Genomic DNA, 23327 nt, shown 5'->3' on the forward strand with positions numbered 1-23327 from the left:
CCCCCCCCCCCCCCCCGCCGGTTCGTCGCCGGCCGGCGCCCCACCCGTCGGCCGGCGACCAACCGCCCCCCGTACGGACGGGGCTCCACCGCCCCGTCCGTACGCCCCGCACTCCTGCCGGGCCTCCTCCTCGTGACTATCCCCCGGTACGGGAGGAAGCCCGGCAGGCCCCCGGTCGTGCCCACTCCGCGCAACGACGAGATGGATCACCATGAACCGCGCCGAATTCCACGAACTGCGCGTGCTGGCCGCCAGCCGTCCCGCCCTGCCCCTCCTGCTGCACGCCGGCCGGCTGGCCCGGCCCCTGCGGCACGTCCCGCGCGTCGGGTGGGTGACCGCCGACGCCGCCACGGCCCGCTCCGTCCTGACCGACCCCGAGCACTTCACCGTCCTGGACCGCGGCGGCGTCGGCCGGCTGTGGGCCCAGCTCCTCGGCGACTGGGTCGACGACCTCTTCGACGGGGAGGGGCACCGCGCCCTGCGCACCGCGACCCGGGACCTGTTCGGCGAGGCGCCCGCCCGCGAACTGGTCGAGCGGACCATCGGCGCCCGGCTCGCGGAGACCCGCGCCCGGCTCGCCGCCGGCAAGCCGGTCGACGTCGCCGCCCTCGGCCGCACCCTCGTCGGCCGGATCGTGACGGAACTCCTGCGGGTCCCCGTCACCGGCACCGACGACGCCGCCTACGAGAAGGTCTTCGCCACCGCCCGCGAACTGGCCGCCATCTCCCTGGAGGCCGCCGGAGGAGCCGACCTGACCGACGAGACCGTCGCCCGCGGCCGGCGCGTCGTCGCCCGGCTCACCGGCCACGTCGAGCAGGAATGGCGCACCGGCTCCACCGACCACCTCGTCGGACGCTGCCGGGAAGCCGGCCTCGACGCCCACCAGACCGCCGGAATGGCCGCCCTCGTCGGGGTCGCCGCGACCGAGACGGCGGCCAGCGCCATCACCCGCACCGTCGCCCTGCTGCACGACACCGGCGACCAGCACAAGCTCGTCGCGTCCCCCGCGCTCGTACCGGACGCGGTCCGCGAAGGGCTGCGCGTGACGGCGCCCGCGCCCGTCATCGGCCGGACCGTGCGCGGCGACGTCGAGCTCGCGGGCCGCAGGCTCAGGGCCGGAGAACGCATCACCCTGCTCAACTACACCGCCAACAGCCTCACCGGAGGCTTCCGCCTCGGCCGGCCCGCCGAACCGGCCAACCGGGAGCTGTGGTTCGGCGCCGGCCGCCACCGCTGCCTCGGATCCGCCATCGCCCAGGCGGAGATCGGCCGGACGCTGGAGACCCTGACCAGCGTCGGGCGGCCCTGGCGGATCGTCGAGCGGCGCTACAGCCGGCGCGTGGTCATCCCCACGTACGCCCGGCTGACCGTGACACTCGTCTGACGGGAGACCAGCCCCATGCCTGCACACCACGCCCGGCTCGCCGGTGTGGCCGTACACCTGCCGGAGACCCTGCGCACCGCGGAGGAGACCGAGCGGCGGGTGGCCGCCGCCGGAACCGGCTTCCGGCCACCCCCCGGACTCGTCCGCCGACTCACCGGCGTGGAGCGGCTCCACGTCATGCCCGACGACTGGCAGGCCTCCGACCTCGCCGCCGCCGCCGCGCGCAAACTGCTCGCCGACACCGGGACCGACCCCGACGACGTCGACCTGCTCATCTTCGCCGCGGCGAGCCAGGACATGATCGAGCCCGCGACCTCGCACATGACCGCCGACCGCCTCGGCCTGCGCTGCCCCGCCTTCGACGTGAAGAACGCCTGCAACAGCGTGCTCAACGCGCTGGAGACCGCGCACGCGCTCATCGCCCAGGGCGGCTACCGCCGCATCCTCGTGGCGTGCGGCGAGTCGCCCTCCCGCGCGGTGCGCTGGTCCGTACCCGACCTGCGCAGCTACCTCACCTCGATACCCGGCTACACCCTCTCCGACGCCGGTGCGGCCCTCCTCGTGGAGGCCTCCGCCGAACCGGGCCTCCTGGGCCACGGGTTCGCCGCCGACTCCGCCTCCTGGAGCGTCGGCACCCTGCCCTCGGGCGGGTCGGCCCATCCGCGCGGCGAGGAGCACACGTACTTCCGGCTCGACGGAGTGGGCCTGCGCCGCGCCTTCGAACGGCTGGGCCCCGGCGTGCTCGACGACACCCTCGACCGGCTGGGCGTCGGCTGGCACGACATGGCCGCCATCTGCGTCCACCAGGTGTCCAAGCCCTACCTCGACCAGCTCGCCGACCGGTTCGGCCTGCCCATGGACAAGATCCCCGTGACCATCACCGAGCACGGCAACACCGCCGCCGCGAGCCTGCCCCTGCAACTCGTCCGCGCCATCGAGAGCGGCCGGGCCGGCCCCGGCGACCTGGTCGGCCTGGTCGGCCTCGCCGGAGGCATCAGCATGGGAATGAGCGTGATCCGGCTGTGAGGCTCTGGGTGGTCGTCCCCGCGTACAACGAGGCCCACGGCATCACGGCGACCCTCCGGGCCCTCGCGTCGCAGACCGACCGGGACTTCTCCCTGGTCGTCGTCGACAACAACTCCACGGACGGCACCGCCGACGTCGTCCGGTCCTTCCCCTACCCCGGCGACCTGCACATCGTCCACGAGACGCAGAAGGGCACGGGCGCGGCGGCGGACACCGGCATGCGGTACGCCATCGCCCACGGCGCCACGCACCTCGCCCGCACCGACGCCGACTGCCTGCCCGCGCCCGACTGGACCGCCCGCATCCGGGCCGCCTTCCGGTCCGGGCTGCAACTGGTCGCCGGGCAGCTGCGGCCCCGCACCGACGAGGCACCGCTGCCCCCGCTGCGCCGTACCGCCCTCGTCGCCGCCACCGAGGTCGCCGCCTGGTTCGGCCGGATCCGGCCCGGCAACCGGGACGCCGGCTACCTGGGGCCCTACGTCATGGCGCCCGGCTGCAACATGGCCATCACCGCCGGGCTCTACGAACGCGCCGGCGGCTTCCCCCGCACGGCCATCGAGGAACTCCACGAGGACCGGGCCCTGGTGAACGCGGTACGGCTGCTGACGACCGCGTACGGCCTGCGCCGCGACGTACGCGTCCAGGGCTCCGCCCGCCGGGTGCGGGAGTGGGGGCTGCGCCGGACCCTCGGCTGGTACGCGGACCACCGCTACCGCCCCGAGGTGGTGGACATCCGATGACGGTCACCGCCACCACCGCACCCGACGCGACCTGGCAGCGGTGGGAGCACCGGGTGCAGACGTCGGCCCACCCCGTGGCCTACCGGCTGCTGCGCGCCATCGCGGCCCGCGGCCCGGTCGTGCGGGTGCCGCGGGTCGGGGTCGTCGTCAGCGACGCGGCCCTGGCGCGCGAGGTCCTGTGCGACACCGCGCACTACACGAAGACCGGACCGGGCTCGCCCTCCGACCTGTGGACACCGGTCCTCGGCCCGGCGGTGCTGCTCAACATGGAGGGCGCCGACCACGCCGCGCTGCGCCGCCGGCTCTCCGGCCTGTTCACCCCGGGGTACGTCGCCGCGCTGTGCGACCGCGTGCTGGCGCGGCCCCTCGCCGACCTCACGCGACGGCTCGCCGCCGGCGAGGAGGTCGACCTGGTCCGGGTGGCGCAGAGCTGCGCGGGCGCCGCCATCTGCGAGATCGTCGGCCTTCCGGTGGAACCGGAGCGGTTCGCCGCCGCGCACGCCGACGCGTCGGAGGTGACCAAGGCGGTACGGCTGTGGCGGCACTCCCTGCCGCCCCGGCACGTGCGCCGGGCCCGGGAGGTGCTGGGCCGCCTCACCGCCTCGGCGGTCGACGCCTACCGGCGGGGCGGGGACGACACCCTGCCCGGCCGGCTGCGCGGCCTCGGCCTGAGCGAGGAGGAGGCCCGGGGCGCCGTCGGGGCGTTCCTGCTCACCGGGACCGAGACGCTGGTCTCGTTCATCCCCCGCCTCGTCGCGCTCTGCCACGACACGGCCTGGCTCGACCGGCTCCGCGACGGCACGGCCGACCCCGGCGCAGTCGTCGAGGAGGCCCTGCGGGTCACCGTCCCGTCGCCCGTGATGCTGCGCAGCGTCGCCCGGCCGACCGCGATCGGCGGCGTACCGGTGGCCCCCGGCGACCGGGTCGTCATCGCCACGCTGATGTGCGCCTCGGCGTACGGCGCCTTCGACCCCGACCGGCCGCACCCGCCGGAGCTGCGCCGGCTGTGGTTCGGCGCCGGCCCGCACTTCTGCCTGGGCATGCCCCTCGCCATGGCGCAGGTCCGCGCGGTGCTGGACGCCGTCCTCGCGGCCGGACCGGTCGCGGTCGCCGACCGCCGTACCGCCCGCCACGTGCTGATCCCCGGGTACGCCCGGCTCACCCTCTCCCTCCGGAGCGCGCCGTGACCGACACCGAGCACCTCCCGGGACCCGACGGCCGCACCGCCCGCCCCGGCGGACCCGACGGCCGCACCGCCCGCCCCGGCGGACCCGACGGCCGCCCCGCGCACCTCCCGGCACCCGACACCGAGCACCTCCCGGGACCCGACGGCCCCACCGACGTGCTGACAGCGCTGCTGGAGACCGCGCGGCGGCGCGGTGACGCCCCGGCGCTCACCGGCCCCGACGGGACGACCCTCGGCCACCGGCAGCTCGCCGACGCCGTGCGGGCCACCGCGCGCGGGCTGCGCGAGGCGGGGATGGCACCGGGGGAGCGGGTGCTGTTCTCCGTACGCCCCGGGCCCGAGGGCGTCGTGCTGGCGCTGGGCATCATCGCGGCGGGCGCCACCGTGGTGTTCGTCGACCCGGGCGCGGGCCCCGAACTGTTCGCCGCGCGCCGTGAACTGGCCGCCCCCCGCTGGGCCGCCGCCGAGTCGCTGCTGTACGCCGCGAGCCGCTACGGCCGCCCGCTCGCGCGGCGCCGCGGACTGCTGCTGCCGCAGTACCACCGGCTCGGCCTGCGCCACATCCGCGCCGGCCGGTGGCTGCCCGGCGCCCCCGCGGGGGCGCTGTCCGCCAAGGGGCTCGCCGCCGGTCCCGCCGGGTCGTTCCACTCCGCGCCCGCGCCCGACCAGGAGGCCCTGGTCGTCTTCACCTCCGGCACCACCAGCGCCCCCAGGGCCGTGGTGCACACCCGGGGCTCGCTCGGCGCCGGCCTCGCGCGCTGCGGACACGCCCTGCGGATGGGCGACGGCGACACCGTGCACACCGACCAGCTGATGATGGGCGTTCCCGCCCTGATCACCGGCGCCCGCTGGACCATGCCCCCCTACGGCTTCGCGCCCGCCGCCGACCCCGTGCGGTACGCCGCCGGGCTGGGCGGCGCGACCCACACCTTCTGCGTACCGGCCGACCTGCCGGCCGTCCTCGACGCCGTCGAGCGGGGCGAGACGACCGTGCCGCCCTCGCTGCGGTACGTGGTCCTCGGCGGCGCCCCCGTCCTGCCGGGACTGCTGCGCCGCGCCGCCCGGGTCATGCCGTCGGTCCGCTTCCTCGCGGTGTACGGCATGACGGAGATCCTGCCCGTGGCGGTGGCCACCGGGGAGGAGAAGCTGGCCCACCCCGGCCCCGGCGACCTGCTCGGCACCCCGCTGCCCTCGGTGGGGCTGCGCACCGCCCCGGACGGGGAACTGCTGGTGTCCGGCCCCCACCTGTGCCGCGGCTACCTCGGCGGACCCGCCATGGACGAGCACGCCACCGGGGACCTCGCGCGGCTGGAGGACGGCCGGCTGGTCCTGCACGGCCGCAAGAAGGACATGCTGATCCGGGGCCGCACCAACATCTACCCCGGCCTGTACGAGCCGGCCATCACCGCCCTGCCCGGAGTCGCCGAGGCGGTCATCGTCGGCGTGCCCGACGAGTACGGCGACGAGCGCGTCGTCCTGGCCCTGGTCGCCGAGCACCCGCCGGCCTCGCCGGACGCCTTCGCCGAGTCCGTGCGCAGCCTGCTGCCCTCGGTGATCGACGCCGCCGTCCTCCCCGACGACGTGGTGGTGCTGGACCGCATCCCGGTCGCCGGGCGCTCCCGCAAACCGGACCGCGAGGCGCTGCGCGCCCGGCTCCGCCCGGCGGCCGCCTCCGGGACGGGGGCCGCGCGATGAGGATCGCCGTCACCGGCGCCCGCGGTTTCGTGGGCGGCGCGGTCTGCCGCGCGGCGGCCGAGCGCGGCTGGACCGTCCACGCGCTGACCCGCGCCGACTGGGACCTCACCACCGGGCCGTGGGCCGGCGCCCCCCGGGTGGACGCGGTGGTGCACGCGGCGGCGGCCGTCGCCGACTGGGGCGCGCCCGGCCCGGTGTGGCACGCCAACCTCACCGGCACCAGGAACGTCGCCGCCTCCTTCCCCGGCGCCCGGCTGGTCCACATCTCCAGCGCCAGCGTGTACGACCCGTTCCGCCCGACCGTCCACGCCGACGAGGCCGAAGCCCCCGTGCGGCGCTACCTCACCCCGTACGCCGCGTCCAAGGCGGCCGCCGAACGGGCCCTGAGCGGCCGGCCCGACACGGTCGTGCTGCGCCCCCACGCCGTGTACGGGCCGGGCGACCGGACCCTGCTGCCGCGGGTGCTGGGCGCCGTGCGCGGCGGCTCGCTGTGGCTGCCGGGCGACGGCACGGCACCCCAGTCGCTCACCCACATCGACAACCTCACCGCCGCCGCGCTGCTCGCCTGCGACCGCGCGGCCCCGCCCGGCACCTACAACGTCGCGGACGCCGAACCGGTGCCGATCGGCGAGGCGCTGCGGGCGCTGCTCGCGGCCCGCGGCGTCCGGGTACGCCTGCGGACGCTCCCGGCGCGGGCGGCGTCGGCCGCCGCGGTGGCCGCCGAGACCGCGTGGCGGCTGACCCGGCGGCCCCGCCCGCCGCGGCTCACCCGGTACGCGATCAGCCACCTCGCGGTCGAACGCACCCTCGCCCTCGGCGCGGCACGCGAGAGCCTCGGCCTCGAGCCCGTACCGACGTCGTTCGACGGGGCGCTCGCGTGGTGACCGACCGACCAGGACCTCCCGAAAGGCATGACGGCATGACTCCTCCCACCGGTGCCAGCTACGCGGCCGCGGGCGTCGACATCGAAGCGGGCGACCGCGCCGTCGAGCTGATGAAGGAGTGGGTGAGGAAGACGCAGCGCCCCGAGGTCCTCGGTGGCCTGGGCGGCTTCGCCGGCCTCTTCGACGCCTCCGCCCTCAAGCGCTACGAGCGGCCGCTGCTGGCCTCCGCGACCGACGGTGTCGGCACGAAGGTCGACATCGCCCGGCAGATGGGTGTCTACGACACCATCGGCCACGACCTGGTCGCCATGGTCATGGACGACATCGTCGTCTGCGGCGCCGAGCCGCTGTTCATGACCGACTACATCTGCGTGGGCAAGGTCCACCCCGAGCGGGTCGCCGCCGTCGTCAAGGGCATCGCCGAGGGCTGCGTACTGGCCGGCTGCGCCCTGGTCGGCGGCGAGACCGCCGAGCACCCCGGTCTGCTGGGCCCGGACGACTTCGACGTCGCCGGTGCCGGTACGGGTGTGGTGGAGGCGGACCGGCTGCTGGGCGCCGACCGCATCCGCGCGGGCGACGTGGTGATTGCGATGGCGTCCTCGGGCCTTCACTCCAACGGGTACTCGCTCGTGCGGCACGTGCTGTTCGACCGGGCCGGGATGCGCCTGGAGCAGCGGGTGGAGGAGTTCGGCCGGACGCTGGGCGAGGAGCTGCTGGAGCCGACGAGGATCTACTCGCTGGACTGTCTGGCGCTGACCCGGACGGCCGAGGTGCACGCGTTCAGTCACATCACCGGTGGTGGTCTGGCCGCCAACCTGGCCCGGGTGATCCCGGACGGGCTGCACGCCGCGGTCGACCGTTCGACCTGGACGCCCGGCGCGGTGTTCGACCTGGTCGGCACGGCCGGCCGGGTGGAGCGTCTGGAGCTGGAGAAGACGCTGAACATGGGCGTCGGGATGATGGCCGTGGTTCCCGCGGAGTCGGTCGACGTGGCCCTGACCACCCTCGCGGACCGGGGCGTCGACGCCTGGGTCGCCGGCGAGATCACCGAACGCGGCGAACACACCACCGGCGCCACCCTGACCGGCGACTACGCCGCCTGACCGGCGAACCCCGGGTGCCGGACCCCGGGGTCCCGCACCCGGGCACCCGCCCGGGTCCGGCACGGCCCCCCTCCCACGTCCCGCCCCACGGCCGGCCGTTCCCGACCCCGACGCCCAAACGCAGCTGCCGGGTCCTGCGCGGACCGCGCCGCGCGTCGGCCACGTCCCGCGCGCCGGCCACGTCCCGCGCGCCGGCCACGTCCTGCGAGCCGGCCGGCTTCCGCCCGGCTTCCGCCCCCGGGCGGGGCGGGCCCTACTCGCCCGTGACCCGGATGCGGACCTCGTCCGCACCGGCGGCGTCCTCGACCGTCCGCCAGCCGTCCTGCGACTCCGCCGCGCTCCACACCCGGCCCGCGTACGACACCTCCGCGAGGCCCAGGGCGTCGGCCCGGGCCACCGCCCACTGCGCCAGCTCCCAGCCGCCGCGCGACCCGCCGCCCGGCGCGGCGCCCTCGGGGCCCGCCCCGGCGGCCACGGTCCGCACCGGTACGGCGATCTCGGGCGCCCTCCCGCCGCCGGGCAGCGCGTCCGCCCCGAACGCCCGCCGCAGCTCCGCCCGCACCCGCGCCGGGTCGCCGGCCCGCACGGGCCCGCGCTCGGTCGTGCACGTCAGGGACGCCGGGGTGCGCCCGGTGAGCGCGGCGGCGAGGAGGGCCGCGTCCGGCTCGTGCTTGGCGTACGCCTGCGGGAAGCCGCTGCGCTGCACGCGCTGCGCGGCCACCGTCAGCGGCAGCCGCGAGTAGCCCGGCACCTCGGCGAGGTGGTCGTAGAACTTCCCGGCGGAGAACACCGGGTCGAGGATCTGCTTCTCGGTGCCCCAGCCCTGCGAGGGCCGCTGCTGGAACAGCCCGAGGGAGTCCCGGTCGCCGTACCCGATGTTGCGCAGCGCCGACTCCTGGAGGGCGGTCGCCAGCGCGATGGTGACCGCGCGCTCGGGCATCCCGCGCGACGTCCCGACGGCGGAGATCGTCGCGGCGTTGGACGCCTGCTCGGGGGTGAACCGGTAGGTGTTGCTCCCGCTGCCCACGACGCAGTGCGGCGCGTCCTTGCCGCCGGTGACGTACTGGACGACGACATAGCCGACCAGCGCCAGCAGCACGGCGAGCGCGACGGCGATCCTCGGTCGGCGGGAGCGGGTGGACTCGGACACGGAGCCCACCGTACTGGAGGCCGGGATAGGGTCGTCACCATGTCCGAGACCACGCCCGCCACCACGCTGGACCTCACCCAGGACGGCCCGGCGCTCACCGCCGCGCTCGTCGACTTCCCCTCGGTCAGCGGCACCGAGAAGCCCCTCGCGGACGCGATCGAGGAGGCGTTGCGCACGCTGCCGCACCTGACCGTCGACCGGCACGGGAACAACGTGGTCGCGCGGACGGACCTGGGCCGCGCCGAGCGGGTCGTGCTGGCCGGACACATCGACACCGTGCCGATCGCCGGCAACGTGCCCTCCCGGCTCGACGAGAACGGCGTCCTGTGGGGCTGCGGCACCTCGGACATGAAGTCGGGCGTCGCCGTCCAGCTGCGCATCGCCGCGACCGTCCCCGCGCCCAACCGCGACCTGACCTTCGTCTTCTACGACAACGAGGAGGTCGCCGCCCACCTCAACGGCCTGGGGCACGTGGCCGAGGCGCACCCCGAGTGGCTGGAGGGCGACTTCGCCGTCCTGCTGGAGCCCTCCGACGCCCAGGTCGAGGGGGGCTGCCAGGGCACGCTCCGGGTCCACCTGCGCACCAAGGGCGAGCGCGCCCACTCCGCGCGCAGCTGGATGGGGTCCAACGCCATCCACGCCGCCGCCCCGATCCTGGCGAAGCTCGCCGCCTACGAACCGCGCCGCCCGGTGATCGACGGGCTGGAGTACCACGAGGGTCTCAACGCCGTCGGGATCGAGGGCGGGGTGGCCACCAACGTCATCCCCGACGCCTGCACCGTGACCGTCAACTACCGCTACGCGCCGGACCGCTCCATGGCGGAGGCCGAGGCGCACGTGCGCGAGGTGTTCGCGGACTGCGGCATCGACGAGTTCGTGGTCGACGACCACACCGGCGGCGCCCTGCCCGGCCTGTCGCACCCCGCCGCCGCGGCCTTCATGGCGGCGGTCGGCGGCACCGCGCAGCCCAAGTTCGGCTGGACCGACGTGTCCCGGTTCAGCGCGCTGGGCGTGCCCGCCGTCAACTACGGGCCCGGCGACGCGCTCTTCGCGCACAAGCGGGACGAGCACGTCGCCGTCGACAGGATCACCCACTGTGAACGGCGACTGTACGACTGGCTCACTGCCTGACCTCCGTAATTTCGCCTTTTGTCACGTCCGTCGTCCTACCCTGAGCGGGAAACGATGTTCAGCGGAGGGAGCGGATCATGGGCAACCCCGAGGCCGAGGCCGAAGGACTGCGAGCGCTGGCCGAGCAGCGGCTGGGGCCGGTACTGCGCCGCAGGGAGCAGGTCCAGCCCGGCACCACCGATCAGCGGCTGCTGGACACCGCGGGCGACTCCGAGTGGGTCCACACCGACCCGTGGCGCGTCATGCGCATCCAGTCGGAGTTCGTCGAGGGCTTCGGCGCGCTGGCCGAACTGCCCAGCGCGATCAGCGTCTTCGGCTCGGCCCGCACCCCGGCGGGCACGCCGGAGTACGAAGCGGGCGTACGGATCGGCCGGGCGCTCGTCGAGGCCGGCTTCGCCGTGATCACGGGCGGCGGACCGGGCGCCATGGAGGCGGCGAACAAGGGCGCGCGGGAGGCCAAGGGCGTGTCGGTGGGCCTCGGCATCGAGCTGCCCTTCGAGCAGGGCCTGAACCCGCACGTCGACATCGGCGTCAACTTCCGCTACTTCTTCGTGCGGAAGACGATGTTCGTCAAGTACGCCCAGGGCTTCGTCGTCCTGCCGGGCGGGCTCGGCACCCTGGACGAGCTGTTCGAGGCGCTCACCCTGGTCCAGACGCGGAAGGTCACCCGCTTCCCGATCGTGCTGTTCGGCACGGAGTACTGGTCCGGCCTGGTCGACTGGCTGCGCGGCACGGTCATCGCGCAGGGCAAGGCGTCGGAGCACGACCTGCTGCTCTTCCACGTCACGGACGACGTCGACGAGGCGGTCGCGCTGGTCACGAAGGAGACCGGACCGGGCCGCCCCTGACGGCCGGGCCGCCCCCGGCCGGCCGGGGGCGGCGGGACCGCCCCGGAGGGTGGCGTCAGGCCAGTCCCCGGCGGGCGACCGCCGGGGGGCGGTGCCCCGCGATCGACGCGACCATGTCCAGCACCTGCTTCGTCTCCGCGACCTCGTGGACGCGGTAGACCCGGGCGCCCAGCCACGCCGAGACGGCCGTCGTCGCCAGCGTGCCCAGCACCCGCTCCTTGACCGGCCGGTCGAGCGTCTCGCCGACGAAGTCCTTGTTGGACAGCGACACCAGCACCGGCCAGCCCGTCTCCGTCATCTCGCCCAGCCGGCGGGTCGCCTCCAGGCTGTGCCGGGTGTTCTTCCCGAAGTCGTGGCCGGGGTCGATCATGATGCCGTCGCGGCGCACGCCCAGCTCCACGGCGCGCTCCGCCAGCCCGACGGTCACCCGCAGGATGTCGGCCACCACGTCGTCGTACTCCGCCCGGTGCGGCCGGGTACGCGGCTCGGCGCCGCCCGCGTGCGTGCACACCAGCCCCGCGCCGTACCGCGCGGCGACCTCCGCGAGCTTCGGGTCGACCCCGCCCCACGCGTCGTTCAGCACGTCGGCGCCCGCCTCGCAGACCGCCTCGCCGACGTCGTGGCGCCAGGTGTCGACACTGATCACCACGTCGGGGTACCGCCGCCGCACCTCGGCCACGAAACCGACGGTGCGCCGGGCCTCCTCCTCGGCGGTGACCTCCTCCCCGGGACCGGCCTTCACCCCGCCGATGTCGATGATGGCGGCGCCCTCGGCCACCGCCTGCTCGACCCGGGCGAGCGCCGGCTCGTCGCGGAAGGTGGCGCCCCGGTCGTAGAAGGAGTCCGGGGTCCGGTTCACGATCGCCATGATCACCGGCTCGTGCGCGCCGAATTCACGCCGTCCCAAGCGCAGCATCCCGTGTCTCCTCCTCGCGATCGGTCGCCTGCGACCTTAGCCGCCGGCGGCGCATGGCACGATCGGCACCGTTGGGTTTTCGCTCCCGGTGGAGAGGCACGGTCGTGTTCTGGTTTCTGGCTGTAGCGATGGTCGTGGTGGTTGCCGCGGTCACTCTGGCCGTGATCGGCGGCGGGGAGAACGAGGTACTGCCCGAGGCGCCGCCCGAGCACACGGTCGACCAGCTGCCGCTGACCCGGCCCGTCGGCCGCGCCGACATCGACGCCCTGCGGCTGCCCCTGGCCCCGCGGGGCTACCGGATGGCGGAGGTCGACGACGTGCTGGGCAGGCTCGGCGCGGAGCTGGCCGAGCGGGACGCGCGGATCGCCGAACTGGAGGCGGCGCTGGCCGGCACCCGTACGCAGCGCCACGGCGCGCCCGGCGCGCCCCTCGCGCCCGAGGACGAGCCGGACGACGTGCCCGGCGAGGAGCGGGACCGGTGACCGGCGGGACCGTACCCGGACCGGACGGGGAGCCGCGCTGCCCGTGGGGCGTGTCCACCGAGGACTACCTCCGGTACCACGACGAGGAGTGGGGCCGCCCCGTCCACGGCGACGACGCCCTGTTCGAACGGCTCTGCCTGGAGGCCTTCCAGTCGGGCCTGTCGTGGCTCACGATCCTCCGCCGCCGCGAGGGCTTCCGCCGGGCGTTCGCCGGCTTCCGGATCGCTGCGGTCGCGGAGTTCACCGACGCCGACCGGAGCAGGCTGCTGGCGGACACCGGGATCATCCGCAACCGCGCCAAGATCGACGCGTCCCTCGACAACGCGCGCGTCCTGGCCGGCTGGGCGCCCGGCGAGCTGGACGCCCTCATCTGGTCGCACGCCCCGGACCCCGCCACCCGCCCGGTGCCCCGCACGCTCGCCGACGTCCCGGCCGTCACGCCCGAGTCGGCGTCCCTGGCCAAGGCCCTCAAGAAGCAGGGCATCCGCTTCGTCGGCCCGACCACGGCGTACGCCCTGATGCAGGCCTGCGGCCTGGTCGACGACCACCTGGCCGACTGCGTCGCCCGCGGCTGACCGGCTGACCCGCTCCCGCCCGGCGGGCTCCCCCCGCGCTGCGGGCGGGGAGCCCGGGAACAGCGGCCCCGCCCCGCCCCGAGCCTCAGCGGCCGAGGTACTCCGGCTTCTCCTTGGCCAGGAAGGCCTGGACCGCGATGCCGTGGTCCTCCGACGCGCCGGCCCGCGTCTGGAGCTCGTCCTCCTTCTCCAGCGCCTCGTCCAGCGTGTGCGACGCCCCGTACGCCAGGGACTCCTTCAGCGCCGCGTACGCCAGGGTCGGGCCCTCGGCGAGGGCGCGGGCCACGGACTCCGCCTCGGCCGCGAGGTCGGCCGCCGGGACCAGCCGGCTCGCGATGCCCAGCTCGTACGCCTCCTGCGCCGGGATCGAGCGCGGGAAGAACAGCAGGTCCGCCGCCCGGCCGGGGCCCACCACGCGGGGCAGCGTCCACGAGACGCCCGAGTCGGCGGTCAGCGCCACCCCCGCGAAGGAGGTGTTGAACGACGCCGTGTCGGCCACCACCCGGTAGTCCGCCGCCAGCGCGAAGCCGAGGCCCGCCCCGGCCGCCACCCCGTTCACCCCCGCGACCACCGGCTTCGGCATCCCGGCGATGGCCCGGACGATCGGGTTGTAGTGCTCCCGCACGGTGCTCATCGTGTGCTCGGTGCCGATCAGCGCGACGTGCTCCCGGAGGTCCTGGCCCACGCAGAACGCCCGGCCCGTCGCGGTCAGCAGCACCGCGCGCACCGCGTCGTCCTCCTCCGCCGCCCGCAGCGAGTCCCTCAGGGCGATCTTCGCCTGGGTGTTCATCGCGTTCATGGCGTCGGGCCGGTTGATGGTGATCGTGGCGAGTCCGTCGACCACCTCGTACAGCACGGTGTCGGCCATGGCAGGGTCCCCTTTGCGGCTACGGCGATGATGTCCCGCCCAGCATGGCGGAGATCATCGCGCCGGGACATGTGACCTGCGTCAAAGAATGTTCGGCCCCGCCGCCGTGTGCGGCGGCGAAGTATCGCAGGCGTATCGCCGAAATAGACGGTTTTGCGAGAGCGCGTTGCGCAAGCGATGCCTGCTGATGTTGGTCATCGGGTCCTGCCATGCGGGATAATGACCTGGAAGCAATGTGTTCGATGCCGGTGATGCGTGCCCATGCCAGAGGGCCGTCGGCGACGATGAGCTGGTTTCAGGAAGGGGAACGAGCATGGCGGCCATGAAGCCGCGGACGGGCGACGGCCCGCTCGAGGTGACAAAGGAGGGGCGGGGCATCGTCATGCGCGTTCCGCTCGAAGGCGGCGGTCGGCTTGTCGTCGAGCTGACTCCGGACGAGGCCGACGCGCTCGGCGACGCACTCAAGAAGGTCGTCGGCTGACGCGGAACGCCCCCTGTTTTTCCGGAAGCCCCGGCACGGTACGCGGTGACGCGCGACCCGGCCGGGGCTCTCGTACGTCACCGGTCAGCCCCGGCGCACCGCGCACAGCAGCCCGTCGCCCACCGGCAGCAGCGTCGGCAGCAGCTCCTGGCTCTCCCGGACGGTCCTCAGCAGCTCCCGCACCCTGAGCACCTCGGCGGGCTGGGCCGCCGAGTCCACCGTACGGCCGTCCGCGAAGACGCCCTCGAAACAGACCAGACCACCCGGGCGCAGCAGGCGCAACGATTCAGCGAGATAGTCCAGGCACTCCAGGCGGTCGCCGTCGCAGAAGACCAGGTCGTACCCGCCGTCCGCGAGCCGCGGCAGGACGTCGAGGGCGCGGCCGGGGATGAAACGGGCCCGGTTCCCGGCGAAGCCGGCCGCCCGGAACGCCTGCTTGGCGAACTGCTGCCGCTCCGGTTCGAGGTCCACCGTGGTCAGGACGCCGTCGGGGCGCATCCCCTCCAGCAGGTAGATGCCGGAGACCCCCGTGCCGGTGCCGATCTCCGCGACCGCCTTGGCGTCCGCCGTGGCCGCCAGCAGACGCAGCGCGGCGCCGGTGCCTGGCGACACCGAGGGCAGCCCCGCGTCCCGGGCCCGGTCACGGGCCCAGCGCAGCGCGTCGTCCTCGGCGACAAAGGCGTCGGCGAACGCCCAGCTCGTCTGCCGGTTGGCGGTAATGACCCTCTCCTGTCCCCGTAGTTGGCGCAACGGTGACTGTAGCCGTTCGGGCCCGGGAACCCGCAGATGGGACCGCGCGTTGTGAAGGGGTGGGGGGAGCACATGGATCAAGAGCCGAAGACGGTCCCAAATCCACGTAAAGATTCTTATCCGGAGCTAACGGGCGAGGTGGCTATGGTAGGGGCTCCACTGGACACCACCAGAGCCGATAGGGGAGGTGCGGCTGCGCCTGTGGATCGGGGAGGGGTGCTGCGGCGCCTTCTCAGGTCGGCGGGTGAGCCGAAATCCGTGACCGACACCGCTGACCGTCCCATGCCCGCCGACTTCGCACCCACCACCGCGACCTTCGCATCGGATGCGGAACCGCAGGCGTGGACTCCTCCCTCCTGGGAGGAGATCGTCAGCACGCACAGTGGCAGGGTCTACCGTCTCGCCTACCGGCTGACCGGCAATCAGCACGACGCCGAGGACCTCACCCAGGAGGTCTTCGTCCGTGTCTTCCGGTCGCTGTCCACGTACACGCCCGGCACCTTCGAGGGCTGGCTGCACCGCATCACCACCAACCTCTTCCTGGACATGGTGCGCCGCAAGCAGCGCATCCGGTTCGACGCGCTCGGCGACGACGCGGCGGAGCGGCTGCCCAGCCGCGAGCCGTCCCCGCAGCAGGTCTTCCACGACACGCACTTCGACGCCGACGTGCAGCAGGCTCTGGACACCCTGGCGCCCGAGTTCCGTGCCGCGGTGGTGCTCTGCGACATCGAGGGGCTGTCGTACGAGGAGATCGCCGCGACCCTCGGCGTGAAGCTCGGCACCGTCCGCAGCCGTATCCACCGCGGCCGCTCCCACCTGCGCAAGGCACTCAAGCACCGGTCGCCCGAGGCCCGCGCCGAGCAGCGCACCTTCGTGGCCGTGGGCGGGGAGGGCGGACCCGCGTGAGTGGCACGAGTCCGACCCCCGCGGAACAGCATCTGGGGGACCGCCTCGCCGCGCTCGTCGACGGCGAGCTGGGCCACGACGCCCGCGAGCGGGTCCTGGCCCATCTGGCGACCTGTCCCAAGTGCAAGGCCGAGGCCGACGCACAGCGCAGGCTCAAGAGCGTCTTCGCCCAGGCCGCCCCACCGCCCCCCTCCGAGGGGCTCCTCGCCCGCCTCCAGGGGTTGCCCGGGGGTGCTCCGGGCGACGACGACCGGGGCGGACCCTTCGGCGGCGAGCGCGCCCTCGGAATGAGACCCGGCACCTTCGGCTACGCCGGGGGACCGGACGCGGGCTTCCGCATCCACGAAGTGGGCCGCCAGGAGGCGGAGCGCTCCCCCTGGCGCGGCCGGAGGTTCGCGTTCGCGGCCGCCAGCGCCGTGTCGTTCGCGGCGATCGCCCTGGGCGGTGCGCTGCCGACGGTCGCCACGGTGGACGCCCGCGGTGACGGCACGGGCAACAGCGTCACCCCGATGCGGTCGTCCGGCCAGACCCAGGGCGCCGGCACCGGCAGCGGTGACAACAGCCGCCGCCGCGGTGGCGGCCACGCACCGGTCCGGCTGACCGAGCGGCCGGCCGCACCGCTGGCCGCCGTGCCGCTGCACGCGGTGCGGCGCCCGGGTGTCCATCCCCTTCTGCCGGCCTCGCCCCCCGGTGCGGTGAGCGCGCTGAACGCCACACCACCCGCACCGCTGATACGCCCGGTCGGCCCCGGTGCGGACGCCACCCCGTCCCCCAGCTCGCTGCCGCTGCCCGCGGGCCGCTGACCGGAGCCCCCTGCACGGGGGCGGCCGGACCTGGTTGAATCCTGCTCAGTGGCGTCCCGAGGGGGCGCGGGACGGGCACGCAGCGGGGAGAACATGGACGACGGGAAGCCCACGGGGCCCAAGCCGAAGTGGTGGAGCCGCCCGGCGCGGCAGCACATGGTGGCGGAGGCGGGCGGCCCCGAGGGCGGCGCCCCGCGGACGGCCCCGCCCGTCCCCGGGCCCGGCCCCGCGCAGGACCCCGGCCCCGCCGCGAAGGCGGTCGCGCCCGCGTCCCGCCCGCAGCCGCTGCACCAGCCCGACGAGTACCGCACCCCGCCCTACGGCGAGCCGGGCCCGTGGGCGCCCGCACCGCCCGTCCAGCGGCCCATGGCGACGCCGGCGCACGGCACCGCCGTCCCGCCCGCCCCCGGCACCCCCGGCCCGGGCACCCCGCCCGGGCACCCGGGACACCCCGGGCCCCCGGCGACCGCCCAGCAGCCCGGCGTCCCGCCGCAGGCCGGGCCCCCGCACCCCACCGGTCCGCACACCACCGCCCAGCAGCCCGGCGTCCCGCAGGCCGGGCACCCGCAGCCGCCCACCGCCCAGCACCCCGGCCTTCCGCAGCCGCCCGCTCCTGCGGGGCCGCGCCAGGAGCACCCCGGCGCCCCGCAGCCCTCGCAGTGGCTCCAGTACGACCCGTGGAGCACCCCCGGCGGGCCGCACCAGCCGCTGCTCCACCCCGGCGGCCCCCTGCCGCACGCGCCGCGCAAGGGGCGGCGGCGCGGCCTCGCCGCCGTCGCCGCGCTGCTGTTCGCCGGGCTCACCGGCGTGCTCGGCGGCGGTGTCGGCGCGTACGTCGAGCGGCACGGCGGGCTCACCACCGTCGAGCTGCCGCAGGCCGGGCCGGAGGACGGCGACCGGGCGCCGGACAGCGTCGCCGGCATCGCGGCCAGCGCCCTGCCCGGTGTCGTCACCCTCCATGTGAGCGGCGGCGGCGAGCAGGGCACCGGCACCGGCTTCGTCCTCGACGAGCGGGGGCACATCCTCACCAACCACCACGTCGTCGACCCGGCCGGCACCTCGGGCGACATCACCGTCACCTTCAGCGGCGGCGAGACGGCCGCGGCCGAGCTGGTCGGCAAGGACAGCGGCTACGACCTCGCCGTCGTCCGGGTGAAGGGCGTCTCCAACCTCAAGCCGCTGCCGCTCGGCAACTCGGACAACGTCCGCGTCGGGGACCCGGTCGTCGCCATCGGCGCCCCCTTCGACCTCCAGAACACCGTGACCTCCGGCATCATCAGCGCCAAGGAGCGGCCCATCACCGCGGGCGGGGAGAAGGGCGACGGCAGCGACATCAGCTACGTCGACGCCCTCCAGACCGACGCTCCGATAAACCCCGGCAATTCGGGCGGACCGCTGCTCGATTCCAAGGCCCGGGTCATCGGCATCAACAGCGCCATCCGCGCCGCCGACAGCGGCTCGGGGCCCGACGGCGGCCAGGCCGGCTCGATAGGACTCGGCTTCGCCATCCCCGTCAACCAGGGCAAGCGCGTCGCCGAGGAGCTGATCAACACGGGCAAGGCCGACCACCCGGTGATCGGGGTGAGCCTCGACATGAAGTACACCGGCGACGGCGCCCGGGTCGGTGAGAAGGCCCAGGACGGCGGCGCCTCCGTCAGCCCCGGCGGCCCGGCCGCCAAGGCGGGCATCCGGCCCGGCGACGTGATCACCAAGGTCGACGGCCAGCGCGTGCACAGCGGCGAGGAGCTGATCGTCAAGATCCGCGCCCACCGCCCCGGCGACCGGCTCCGGCTCACCCTGGAGCGCGGCGGCCGGGAGGAGACCAAGACGCTGACGCTCGGTTCGTCGGCGGGCGGCTGACCGTCCACCGCGCGGCCACCCCGCCGTCGCCGCGAGGTACCGCCGCGACAGCCGGGCCAGGTACCGTGGTACGGGCCCCGGGCCCGGACGGCCCCACGGACCGCGCACCATGGACCGAGGGCCGGACCCTGTGAAGGAGCAGCAAGGTGTTCAATGACATAGGCGCACTCGAGCTCGTGGTGCTCGTGGTCCTTGCCGTGCTCGTCTTCGGCCCCGACAAGCTGCCGAAGGTCATCCAGGACGTCTCCGGCTTCATCCGCAAGATCCGTGACTTCTCCGAGAACGCGAAGCACGACATCCGCAGCGAACTGGGTCCGGAGTTCAAGGACTTCGAGTTCGAGGACCTGAACCCCAAGACGTTCATCCGCAAGCAGCTGACGGAGAACGAGGACCTCAAGGAGATCCGCAGCAGCTTCGATCTCAAGAAGGAGATCAACGACGTCGCCGACGCCGTCAACGGCCACGAGCCCGACGCGTCCGTCCCGGCCGGGGTCGGTGGCGCCGCCTCCCGCGCCGAGGGCCCCGGGGGCGGCACGGACCTGCTGAAGAAGGGCGACAGGCCCGACCAGGCCGACCGCCCGCCGTTCGACGCCGACGCCACCTGAACCCCTCCCTCGGCGCTCTTGCCGGGAAGAGGCCCCGTGAGGTGGCTATCCTCTCCATCTGTCCGGTTGCGTCGGCGCCCGTCGGGGCGCGCGGCACCGGACCTCATGGAACGAGGAGGCGGCCGGGCAGATGGAGACGACGAGTCGAGTAGGGGCGCAGGGTGCCGCACCCGGCACCGCACCGGCGTCCGCGGCGGACACGCCCGAGGGGGTGCCCGCGACCCGGCGTACGGTCGACGGTTATCTGCGTGCGTCGTTCCCCTGGTACGGGCTGGACGAGGCGTTCACCGGGCCCCGCTGGCTGATGCAGGTCGGCACGTCCGCCGACGGCACGGTGCAGCACGGCTCGATCGGCCACGGTGACGAGCCGTCGATACGGCCGGACCGCCTCGACCCCGCGGGGGCCGAGAAGGAGCGGTACGCGGTCGTCGTGACCGTCGCCGCGAGCCCCGTGCGCCGCAGCGGCGACGGTACGGGGGTGCTGGACGCCACCAGCGTGTCGTCCGCCGCCTGGCTGGCCGGTTCGGGGCTCCTGGCCTACACCTGGCCGCCGCAGCTGGACCACGCGCTGCGGGACGACTGGCTCGACCAGCAGACCGAGGCCGCCTTCGAGCTCGCCGACGAGCTCGGCGGGCCGGAGTGGTCGACGCTCTCCCTGCCGGTGGACGGCGTCCCGACGCCGTTCCACTACCGGGAGTCCGAGTACGGCTGGGTACTGGCCGGCACGACGCCCGGCGGGGCCCATCTGGGTGCGTACGGACGGGGGATGAGCGCGTACGGCCTCGGCTTCGCGGTCGTGCGGGACATCACCGCCTACGCGTAGCGGCGGACGTGTGGAGGGGCACCGCTCGGCGAGCGGTGCCCCTCCACGGTGTCGGCGCCGGAACGGCGCCGTCAGAACTTGTTGCGCGGGGTGATCCCCAGCGACATGCCCGACAGGCCGCGCTGACGGCCGCCGAGCTTGCCCGCGATGGAGCGCAGCGCCGCGCCCGCCGGCGAGTCGGGGTCGGACAGGACGACCGGCCGGCCCTCGTCGCCGCCCTCGCGCAGCCGTACGTCGATCGGGATGGAGCCCAGCACCGGGACGCTGGCGCCGGTCGTCTTCGTCAGGCCGTCGGCGACCTTCTGGCCGCCGCCGGTGCCGAACACGTCGACCATCTCGTCGCAGTGCGGGCAGGGCAGGCCCGACATGTTCTCGACGACGCCCACGATCTTCTGGTGGGTCTGCACCGCGATGGAACCGGCGCGCTCGGCCACCTCGGCCGCCGCCTGCTGCGGCGTGGTGACGACCAGGATCTCGGCGTTCGGCACGAGCTGCGCGACGGAGATCGCGATGTCGCCGGTGCCCGGCGGCAGGTCCATCAGCAGGACGTCCAGGTCGCCCCAGTACACGTCCGCGAGAAACTGCTGGAGCGCGCGGTGCAGCATGGGGCCGCGCCACACGACCGGGGCGTTGCCGGGGGTGAACATGCCGATGGAGATGACCTTCACGCCGTTCGCCGACGGCGGCATGATCATGTTCTCGACCTGGGTCGGACGGCCGTCGGCGCCCAGCATGCGCGGCACGCTGTGGCCGTAGATGTCGGCGTCCACGACACCGACCTTCAGGCCGTCGGCGGCCATCGCCGCCGCCAGGTTCACGGTGACGGACGACTTGCCGACGCCGCCCTTGCCGGACGCCACGGCGTACACCCGGGTCAGCGAGCCGGGCTTGGCGAACGGCACCTCGCGCTCGGCGGTGGTGCCGCGCAGCGCGGCGGCCAGTTCCTTGCGCTGCTCGTCGCTCATCACGTCGAGCGTCACGTCGACGCCGGTGACGCCCTCCACGCGGGAGACCGCCTCGGTCACGCGCGTGATGATCGTCTCGCGCATGGGGCAGCCGGAGACCGTGAGGTAGACGGTGACGGCGACCGCCCCGTCCGCACCGATCTCCACCGACTTGACCATGCCGAGCTCAGTGATCGGTCGGTTGATCTCGGGATCGTTCACCGTCGCCAGTGCTTCGCGCACCGCGTCTTCCGTAACCATACGGAGATGGTACGGCGCCGGACCCGGCCACCGGAAAGCCCTGTCAGCGGTCGGATTCGTCACTCCCGCGGGACGCCCCGGGCGGGAATAGATCCCGCCGCTCGTGCAGCTCCCGCACCAGGTCCTCCAGCTCGGACCGGATCCAGTCGCGGGTGGCGACCTCGCCGAGGCCCATCCGCAGGGCCGCGATCTCCCTCGTCAGGTACTCGGTGTCGGCGATGGACCGCTCGTTCTGCTTGCGGTCCTGCTCCAGGTTGACCCGGTCCCGGTCGGCCTGCCGGTTCTGCGCCAGCAGGATCAGCGGGGCCGCGTAGGAGGCCTGGAGCGACAGGGCGAGGGTCAGGAAGATGAAGGGGTACTCGTCCCAGCGCAGCTCGTCGGGCGCCGAGATGTTCCACACCACCCAGACAACGACGATCACCGTCATCCAGACGAGGAACCGGCCCGTGCCGATGAAGCGGGCGACCCTTTCCGAGAGCCGCCCGAACGCCTCCGGGTCGTAGGCGGGCAGCAGCTTGGGCCGCCGGATGCGCGGCTGGTCCAGCCGGATGCGGGACACGGGCGGCTCGCCGGGACGCTCAGGCGCCATGCGCGGCCTCGCTCTCGCCGTCCGGCTCGAACTCCGTCTCCCGCCAGTCCTCGGGCAGCAGGTGGTCGAGGACGTCGTCGACGGTGACCGCGCCGAGCAGCGAACCGCTCTCGTCGACCACCGGGGCGGCGACCAGGTTGTAGGCGGCCAGGTAGCTCGTCACCGAGGGCAGCGGGGTGTCCGGGGCGAGCGGCGCCAGGTCGGTGTCCGCGATCGCCGAGACCAGGGTGAAGGGCGGGTCGCGCAGCAGCCGCTGGAAGTGCACCGTCCCCAGGTACTTGCCGGTCGGCGTCTCGTCCGGCGCCCGGCACACGTACACCTGGGCGGCCAGGGCGGGGGAGAGGTCCTGCTGGCGCACCCGGGCCAGCGCGTCGGCGACCGTCGCGTCGGGGCGCAGCACGATCGGCTCGGTCGTCATCAGGCCGCCCGCCGTACGCTCCTCGTACGACATCAGCCGGCGTACGTCGGCGGCGTCGTCGGGGCGCATCAGCGTCAGCAGCCGCTCCTTGTCCTCCTCGGGCAGCTCCGACAGCAGGTCGGCGGCGTCGTCCGGGTCCATGGCCTCCAGGACGTCGGCGGCCCGCTCCTCCTTGAGCTTGCCGAGGATCTCGATCTGGTCGTCCTCGGGCAGCTCCTCCAGCACGTCGGCGAGCCGGTCGTCGTCGAGGGCCGCGGCGACCTCGGCACGCCGTTTGGGGGTCAGGTGGTGCAGGACGTTGGCGAGGTCGGCCGGGCGCATCCGCTCGAAGGTGGCGACCAGGCTCTCGGCGCCCTGCCCCACCTCCTCCAGCGAGAAACCGGTGACGGCCGACCACTCGACGGTGAGCGTCTCGCCCTTGCGGCGCAGTGCCCCGCCGCCGCCCCGGCGGACGAAGACCTTGTCGATCTCCCAGTCGCGGCGGGCCGGGAGCTGCTGGATGGCGACGTCGAGGACGGTCACCTCCGCGCCGTCCTCGACCAGCCGGACGCGGCGGTCGAGCAGCTCACCGAGGACCAGGCGCTCGGTGGGGCGCTGCTCGAAGCGGCGCACGTTGAGCACCCCGGTGGTGATGACCTGGCCGGACTCCACACCGGTGACCCGGGTCATGGGCAGGAAGATCCGGCGGCGCCCGATCACCTCCACCACCAGGCCGAGCAGCCGGGGCGGGCGGCGGCCGACGCGCAGCATCGCGACCAGGTCGCGCACCCGGCCGACCTGGTCGCCGTTGGGGTCGAAGACCGGGATGCCGGCGAGGTGCGAGACGAAGATCCGGGAAGCGCCTGCCGCCATGCCGCACACCTCCTCGTCTGCCGGGACAGTCTTGCTTTGTGCCGGTT

24 protein-coding genes are annotated in these 23327 nt (G+C 74.6%); 17 read left to right on the top strand and 7 right to left on the bottom strand.

Annotated elements, in window-relative coordinates; genetic code table 11:
• The first annotated feature begins 211 nt into the window (after positions 1 to 211).
• Genes A4V12_RS39450 through purM form a run of 7 tightly spaced genes read left to right on the top strand, consistent with a single transcriptional unit; the run spans position 212 to position 8018 of the window.
• Positions 212 to 1384 carry a cytochrome P450 gene (locus A4V12_RS39450; protein WP_064068432.1) on the top strand — a complete coding sequence of 391 codons (1173 nt, stop codon included), beginning with the start codon at positions 212 to 214 and terminating at the stop codon, positions 1382 to 1384.
• Between the two features lie 15 nt (positions 1385 to 1399).
• Positions 1400 to 2410 (top strand): 3-oxoacyl-ACP synthase III family protein, encoded by a 1011-nt coding sequence (locus A4V12_RS07440; protein ID WP_064068433.1) that lies wholly within the window; start codon positions 1400 to 1402, stop codon positions 2408 to 2410.
• Positions 2407 to 3150 (top strand): glycosyltransferase family 2 protein, encoded by a 744-nt coding sequence (locus A4V12_RS07445; protein ID WP_064068434.1) that lies wholly within the window; start codon positions 2407 to 2409, stop codon positions 3148 to 3150. The genes A4V12_RS07440 and A4V12_RS07445 overlap by 4 nt, the downstream gene beginning before the upstream one ends.
• Positions 3147 to 4337 carry a cytochrome P450 gene (locus A4V12_RS07450; protein ID WP_064068435.1) on the top strand — a complete coding sequence of 397 codons (1191 nt, stop codon included), beginning with the start codon at positions 3147 to 3149 and terminating at the stop codon, positions 4335 to 4337. Before A4V12_RS07445 ends, A4V12_RS07450 begins: the two co-directional genes overlap by 4 nt.
• Positions 4334 to 6031 carry a class I adenylate-forming enzyme family protein gene (locus tag A4V12_RS07455; RefSeq protein WP_199831234.1) on the top strand — a complete coding sequence of 566 codons (1698 nt, stop codon included), beginning with the start codon at positions 4334 to 4336 and terminating at the stop codon, positions 6029 to 6031. Before A4V12_RS07450 ends, A4V12_RS07455 begins: the two co-directional genes overlap by 4 nt.
• Positions 6028 to 6915: an NAD-dependent epimerase/dehydratase family protein gene (locus A4V12_RS07460; RefSeq protein WP_064068436.1), complete on the top strand. Its 888-nt coding sequence runs from the start codon at positions 6028 to 6030 to the stop codon at positions 6913 to 6915. The genes A4V12_RS07455 and A4V12_RS07460 overlap by 4 nt, the downstream gene beginning before the upstream one ends.
• Positions 6916 to 6950: 35 nt before the next feature.
• The gene (gene purM, locus A4V12_RS07465; RefSeq protein ID WP_064068437.1) at positions 6951 to 8018 is read left to right on the top strand and encodes a phosphoribosylformylglycinamidine cyclo-ligase; all 1068 of its coding nucleotides are present in this window, start codon (positions 6951 to 6953) and stop codon (positions 8016 to 8018) included.
• A gap of 253 nt (positions 8019 to 8271) precedes the next feature.
• Here the strand turns inward: purM and A4V12_RS07470 are convergent, their stop codons facing one another.
• Entirely contained in the window at positions 8272 to 9177 is a 906-nt protein-coding gene (locus A4V12_RS07470; RefSeq protein ID WP_064068438.1) for a hypothetical protein, read from the bottom strand.
• Between the two features lie 30 nt (positions 9178 to 9207).
• On the opposite strand from A4V12_RS07470, the gene dapE reads away from it, so the two are divergent.
• Both dapE and A4V12_RS07480 read left to right on the top strand, forming a co-directional pair.
• Positions 9208 to 10299, top strand: coding sequence for a succinyl-diaminopimelate desuccinylase (gene dapE / locus A4V12_RS07475; protein ID WP_064068439.1), 1092 nt, complete (start codon positions 9208 to 9210; stop codon positions 10297 to 10299).
• A gap of 77 nt (positions 10300 to 10376) precedes the next feature.
• The gene (locus tag A4V12_RS07480; protein ID WP_064068440.1) at positions 10377 to 11147 is read left to right on the top strand and encodes a TIGR00730 family Rossman fold protein; all 771 of its coding nucleotides are present in this window, start codon (positions 10377 to 10379) and stop codon (positions 11145 to 11147) included.
• A 55-nt stretch (positions 11148 to 11202) separates the two neighbouring features.
• On the opposite strand, the gene folP is transcribed toward A4V12_RS07480, so the two are convergent.
• Entirely contained in the window at positions 11203 to 12063 is an 861-nt protein-coding gene (gene folP, locus A4V12_RS07485; protein WP_064068441.1) for a dihydropteroate synthase, read from the bottom strand.
• Positions 12064 to 12167: 104 nt separating this feature from the next.
• Between folP and A4V12_RS07490 the strand changes: the two genes are divergently transcribed.
• Positions 12168 to 12545 carry a DivIVA domain-containing protein gene (locus tag A4V12_RS07490; RefSeq protein WP_079136888.1) on the top strand — a complete coding sequence of 126 codons (378 nt, stop codon included), beginning with the start codon at positions 12168 to 12170 and terminating at the stop codon, positions 12543 to 12545.
• The gene (locus A4V12_RS07495) at positions 12542 to 13120 is read left to right on the top strand and encodes a DNA-3-methyladenine glycosylase I (protein ID WP_064068443.1); all 579 of its coding nucleotides are present in this window, start codon (positions 12542 to 12544) and stop codon (positions 13118 to 13120) included. Before A4V12_RS07490 ends, A4V12_RS07495 begins: the two co-directional genes overlap by 4 nt.
• Before the next feature lie 85 nt (positions 13121 to 13205).
• On the opposite strand, the gene A4V12_RS07500 is transcribed toward A4V12_RS07495, so the two are convergent.
• Positions 13206 to 13988 (bottom strand): enoyl-CoA hydratase/isomerase family protein, encoded by a 783-nt coding sequence (locus A4V12_RS07500; protein ID WP_064068444.1) that lies wholly within the window; start codon positions 13986 to 13988, stop codon positions 13206 to 13208.
• Positions 13989 to 14301: 313 nt separating this feature from the next.
• Here A4V12_RS07500 and A4V12_RS34075 point away from each other — a divergent pair, with 313 nt between their 5' ends.
• Entirely contained in the window at positions 14302 to 14469 is a 168-nt protein-coding gene (locus tag A4V12_RS34075) for a DUF3117 domain-containing protein (protein ID WP_003966491.1), read from the top strand.
• A gap of 84 nt (positions 14470 to 14553) precedes the next feature.
• Here A4V12_RS34075 and A4V12_RS07505 read toward each other — a convergent pair whose 3' ends face one another.
• Positions 14554 to 15219, bottom strand: coding sequence for an O-methyltransferase (locus A4V12_RS07505; protein ID WP_064068445.1), 666 nt, complete (start codon positions 15217 to 15219; stop codon positions 14554 to 14556).
• A 144-nt stretch (positions 15220 to 15363) separates the two neighbouring features.
• Between A4V12_RS07505 and sigE the strand changes: the two genes are divergently transcribed.
• The 5 genes from sigE to A4V12_RS07530 all read left to right on the top strand — a co-directional run bounded on the left by sigE (position 15364) and on the right by A4V12_RS07530 (position 20216).
• Positions 15364 to 16125: an RNA polymerase sigma factor SigE gene (gene sigE / locus A4V12_RS07510; RefSeq protein ID WP_199831238.1), complete on the top strand. Its 762-nt coding sequence runs from the start codon at positions 15364 to 15366 to the stop codon at positions 16123 to 16125.
• Positions 16122 to 16928, top strand: a complete 807-nt coding sequence (locus A4V12_RS07515) for an anti-sigma factor family protein (protein WP_064068447.1) — start codon at positions 16122 to 16124, stop codon at positions 16926 to 16928. The genes sigE and A4V12_RS07515 overlap by 4 nt, the downstream gene beginning before the upstream one ends.
• Before the next feature lie 93 nt (positions 16929 to 17021).
• Entirely contained in the window at positions 17022 to 18788 is a 1767-nt protein-coding gene (locus A4V12_RS07520) for a trypsin-like peptidase domain-containing protein (RefSeq protein ID WP_064068448.1), read from the top strand.
• A gap of 146 nt (positions 18789 to 18934) precedes the next feature.
• On the top strand, positions 18935 to 19393 hold the full coding sequence (locus A4V12_RS07525) for a sec-independent translocase (RefSeq protein WP_064068449.1): 459 nt from the start codon (positions 18935 to 18937) through the stop codon (positions 19391 to 19393).
• Positions 19394 to 19523: 130 nt separating this feature from the next.
• Positions 19524 to 20216: a hypothetical protein gene (locus tag A4V12_RS07530; protein WP_079136890.1), complete on the top strand. Its 693-nt coding sequence runs from the start codon at positions 19524 to 19526 to the stop codon at positions 20214 to 20216.
• Positions 20217 to 20287: 71 nt separating this feature from the next.
• Here A4V12_RS07530 and A4V12_RS07535 read toward each other — a convergent pair whose 3' ends face one another.
• Genes A4V12_RS07535 through A4V12_RS07545 form a run of 3 tightly spaced genes read right to left on the bottom strand, consistent with a single transcriptional unit; the run spans position 20288 to position 23280 of the window.
• Positions 20288 to 21421: an Mrp/NBP35 family ATP-binding protein gene (locus A4V12_RS07535; protein ID WP_064068451.1), complete on the bottom strand. Its 1134-nt coding sequence runs from the start codon at positions 21419 to 21421 to the stop codon at positions 20288 to 20290.
• 43 nt (positions 21422 to 21464) lie between these two features.
• Positions 21465 to 22010 (bottom strand): DUF1003 domain-containing protein, encoded by a 546-nt coding sequence (locus A4V12_RS07540; protein WP_064068452.1) that lies wholly within the window; start codon positions 22008 to 22010, stop codon positions 21465 to 21467.
• Positions 22000 to 23280, bottom strand: coding sequence for a magnesium transporter MgtE N-terminal domain-containing protein (locus A4V12_RS07545; protein ID WP_064068453.1), 1281 nt, complete (start codon positions 23278 to 23280; stop codon positions 22000 to 22002). Before A4V12_RS07545 ends, A4V12_RS07540 begins: the two co-directional genes overlap by 11 nt.
• Between the last annotated feature and the right edge of the window lie 47 nt (positions 23281 to 23327).

Source organism: Streptomyces noursei (assembly GCF_001646665.1).
In the GTDB taxonomy this organism is placed as follows: domain Bacteria; phylum Actinomycetota; class Actinomycetes; order Streptomycetales; family Streptomycetaceae; genus Streptomyces; species Streptomyces lavendulocolor.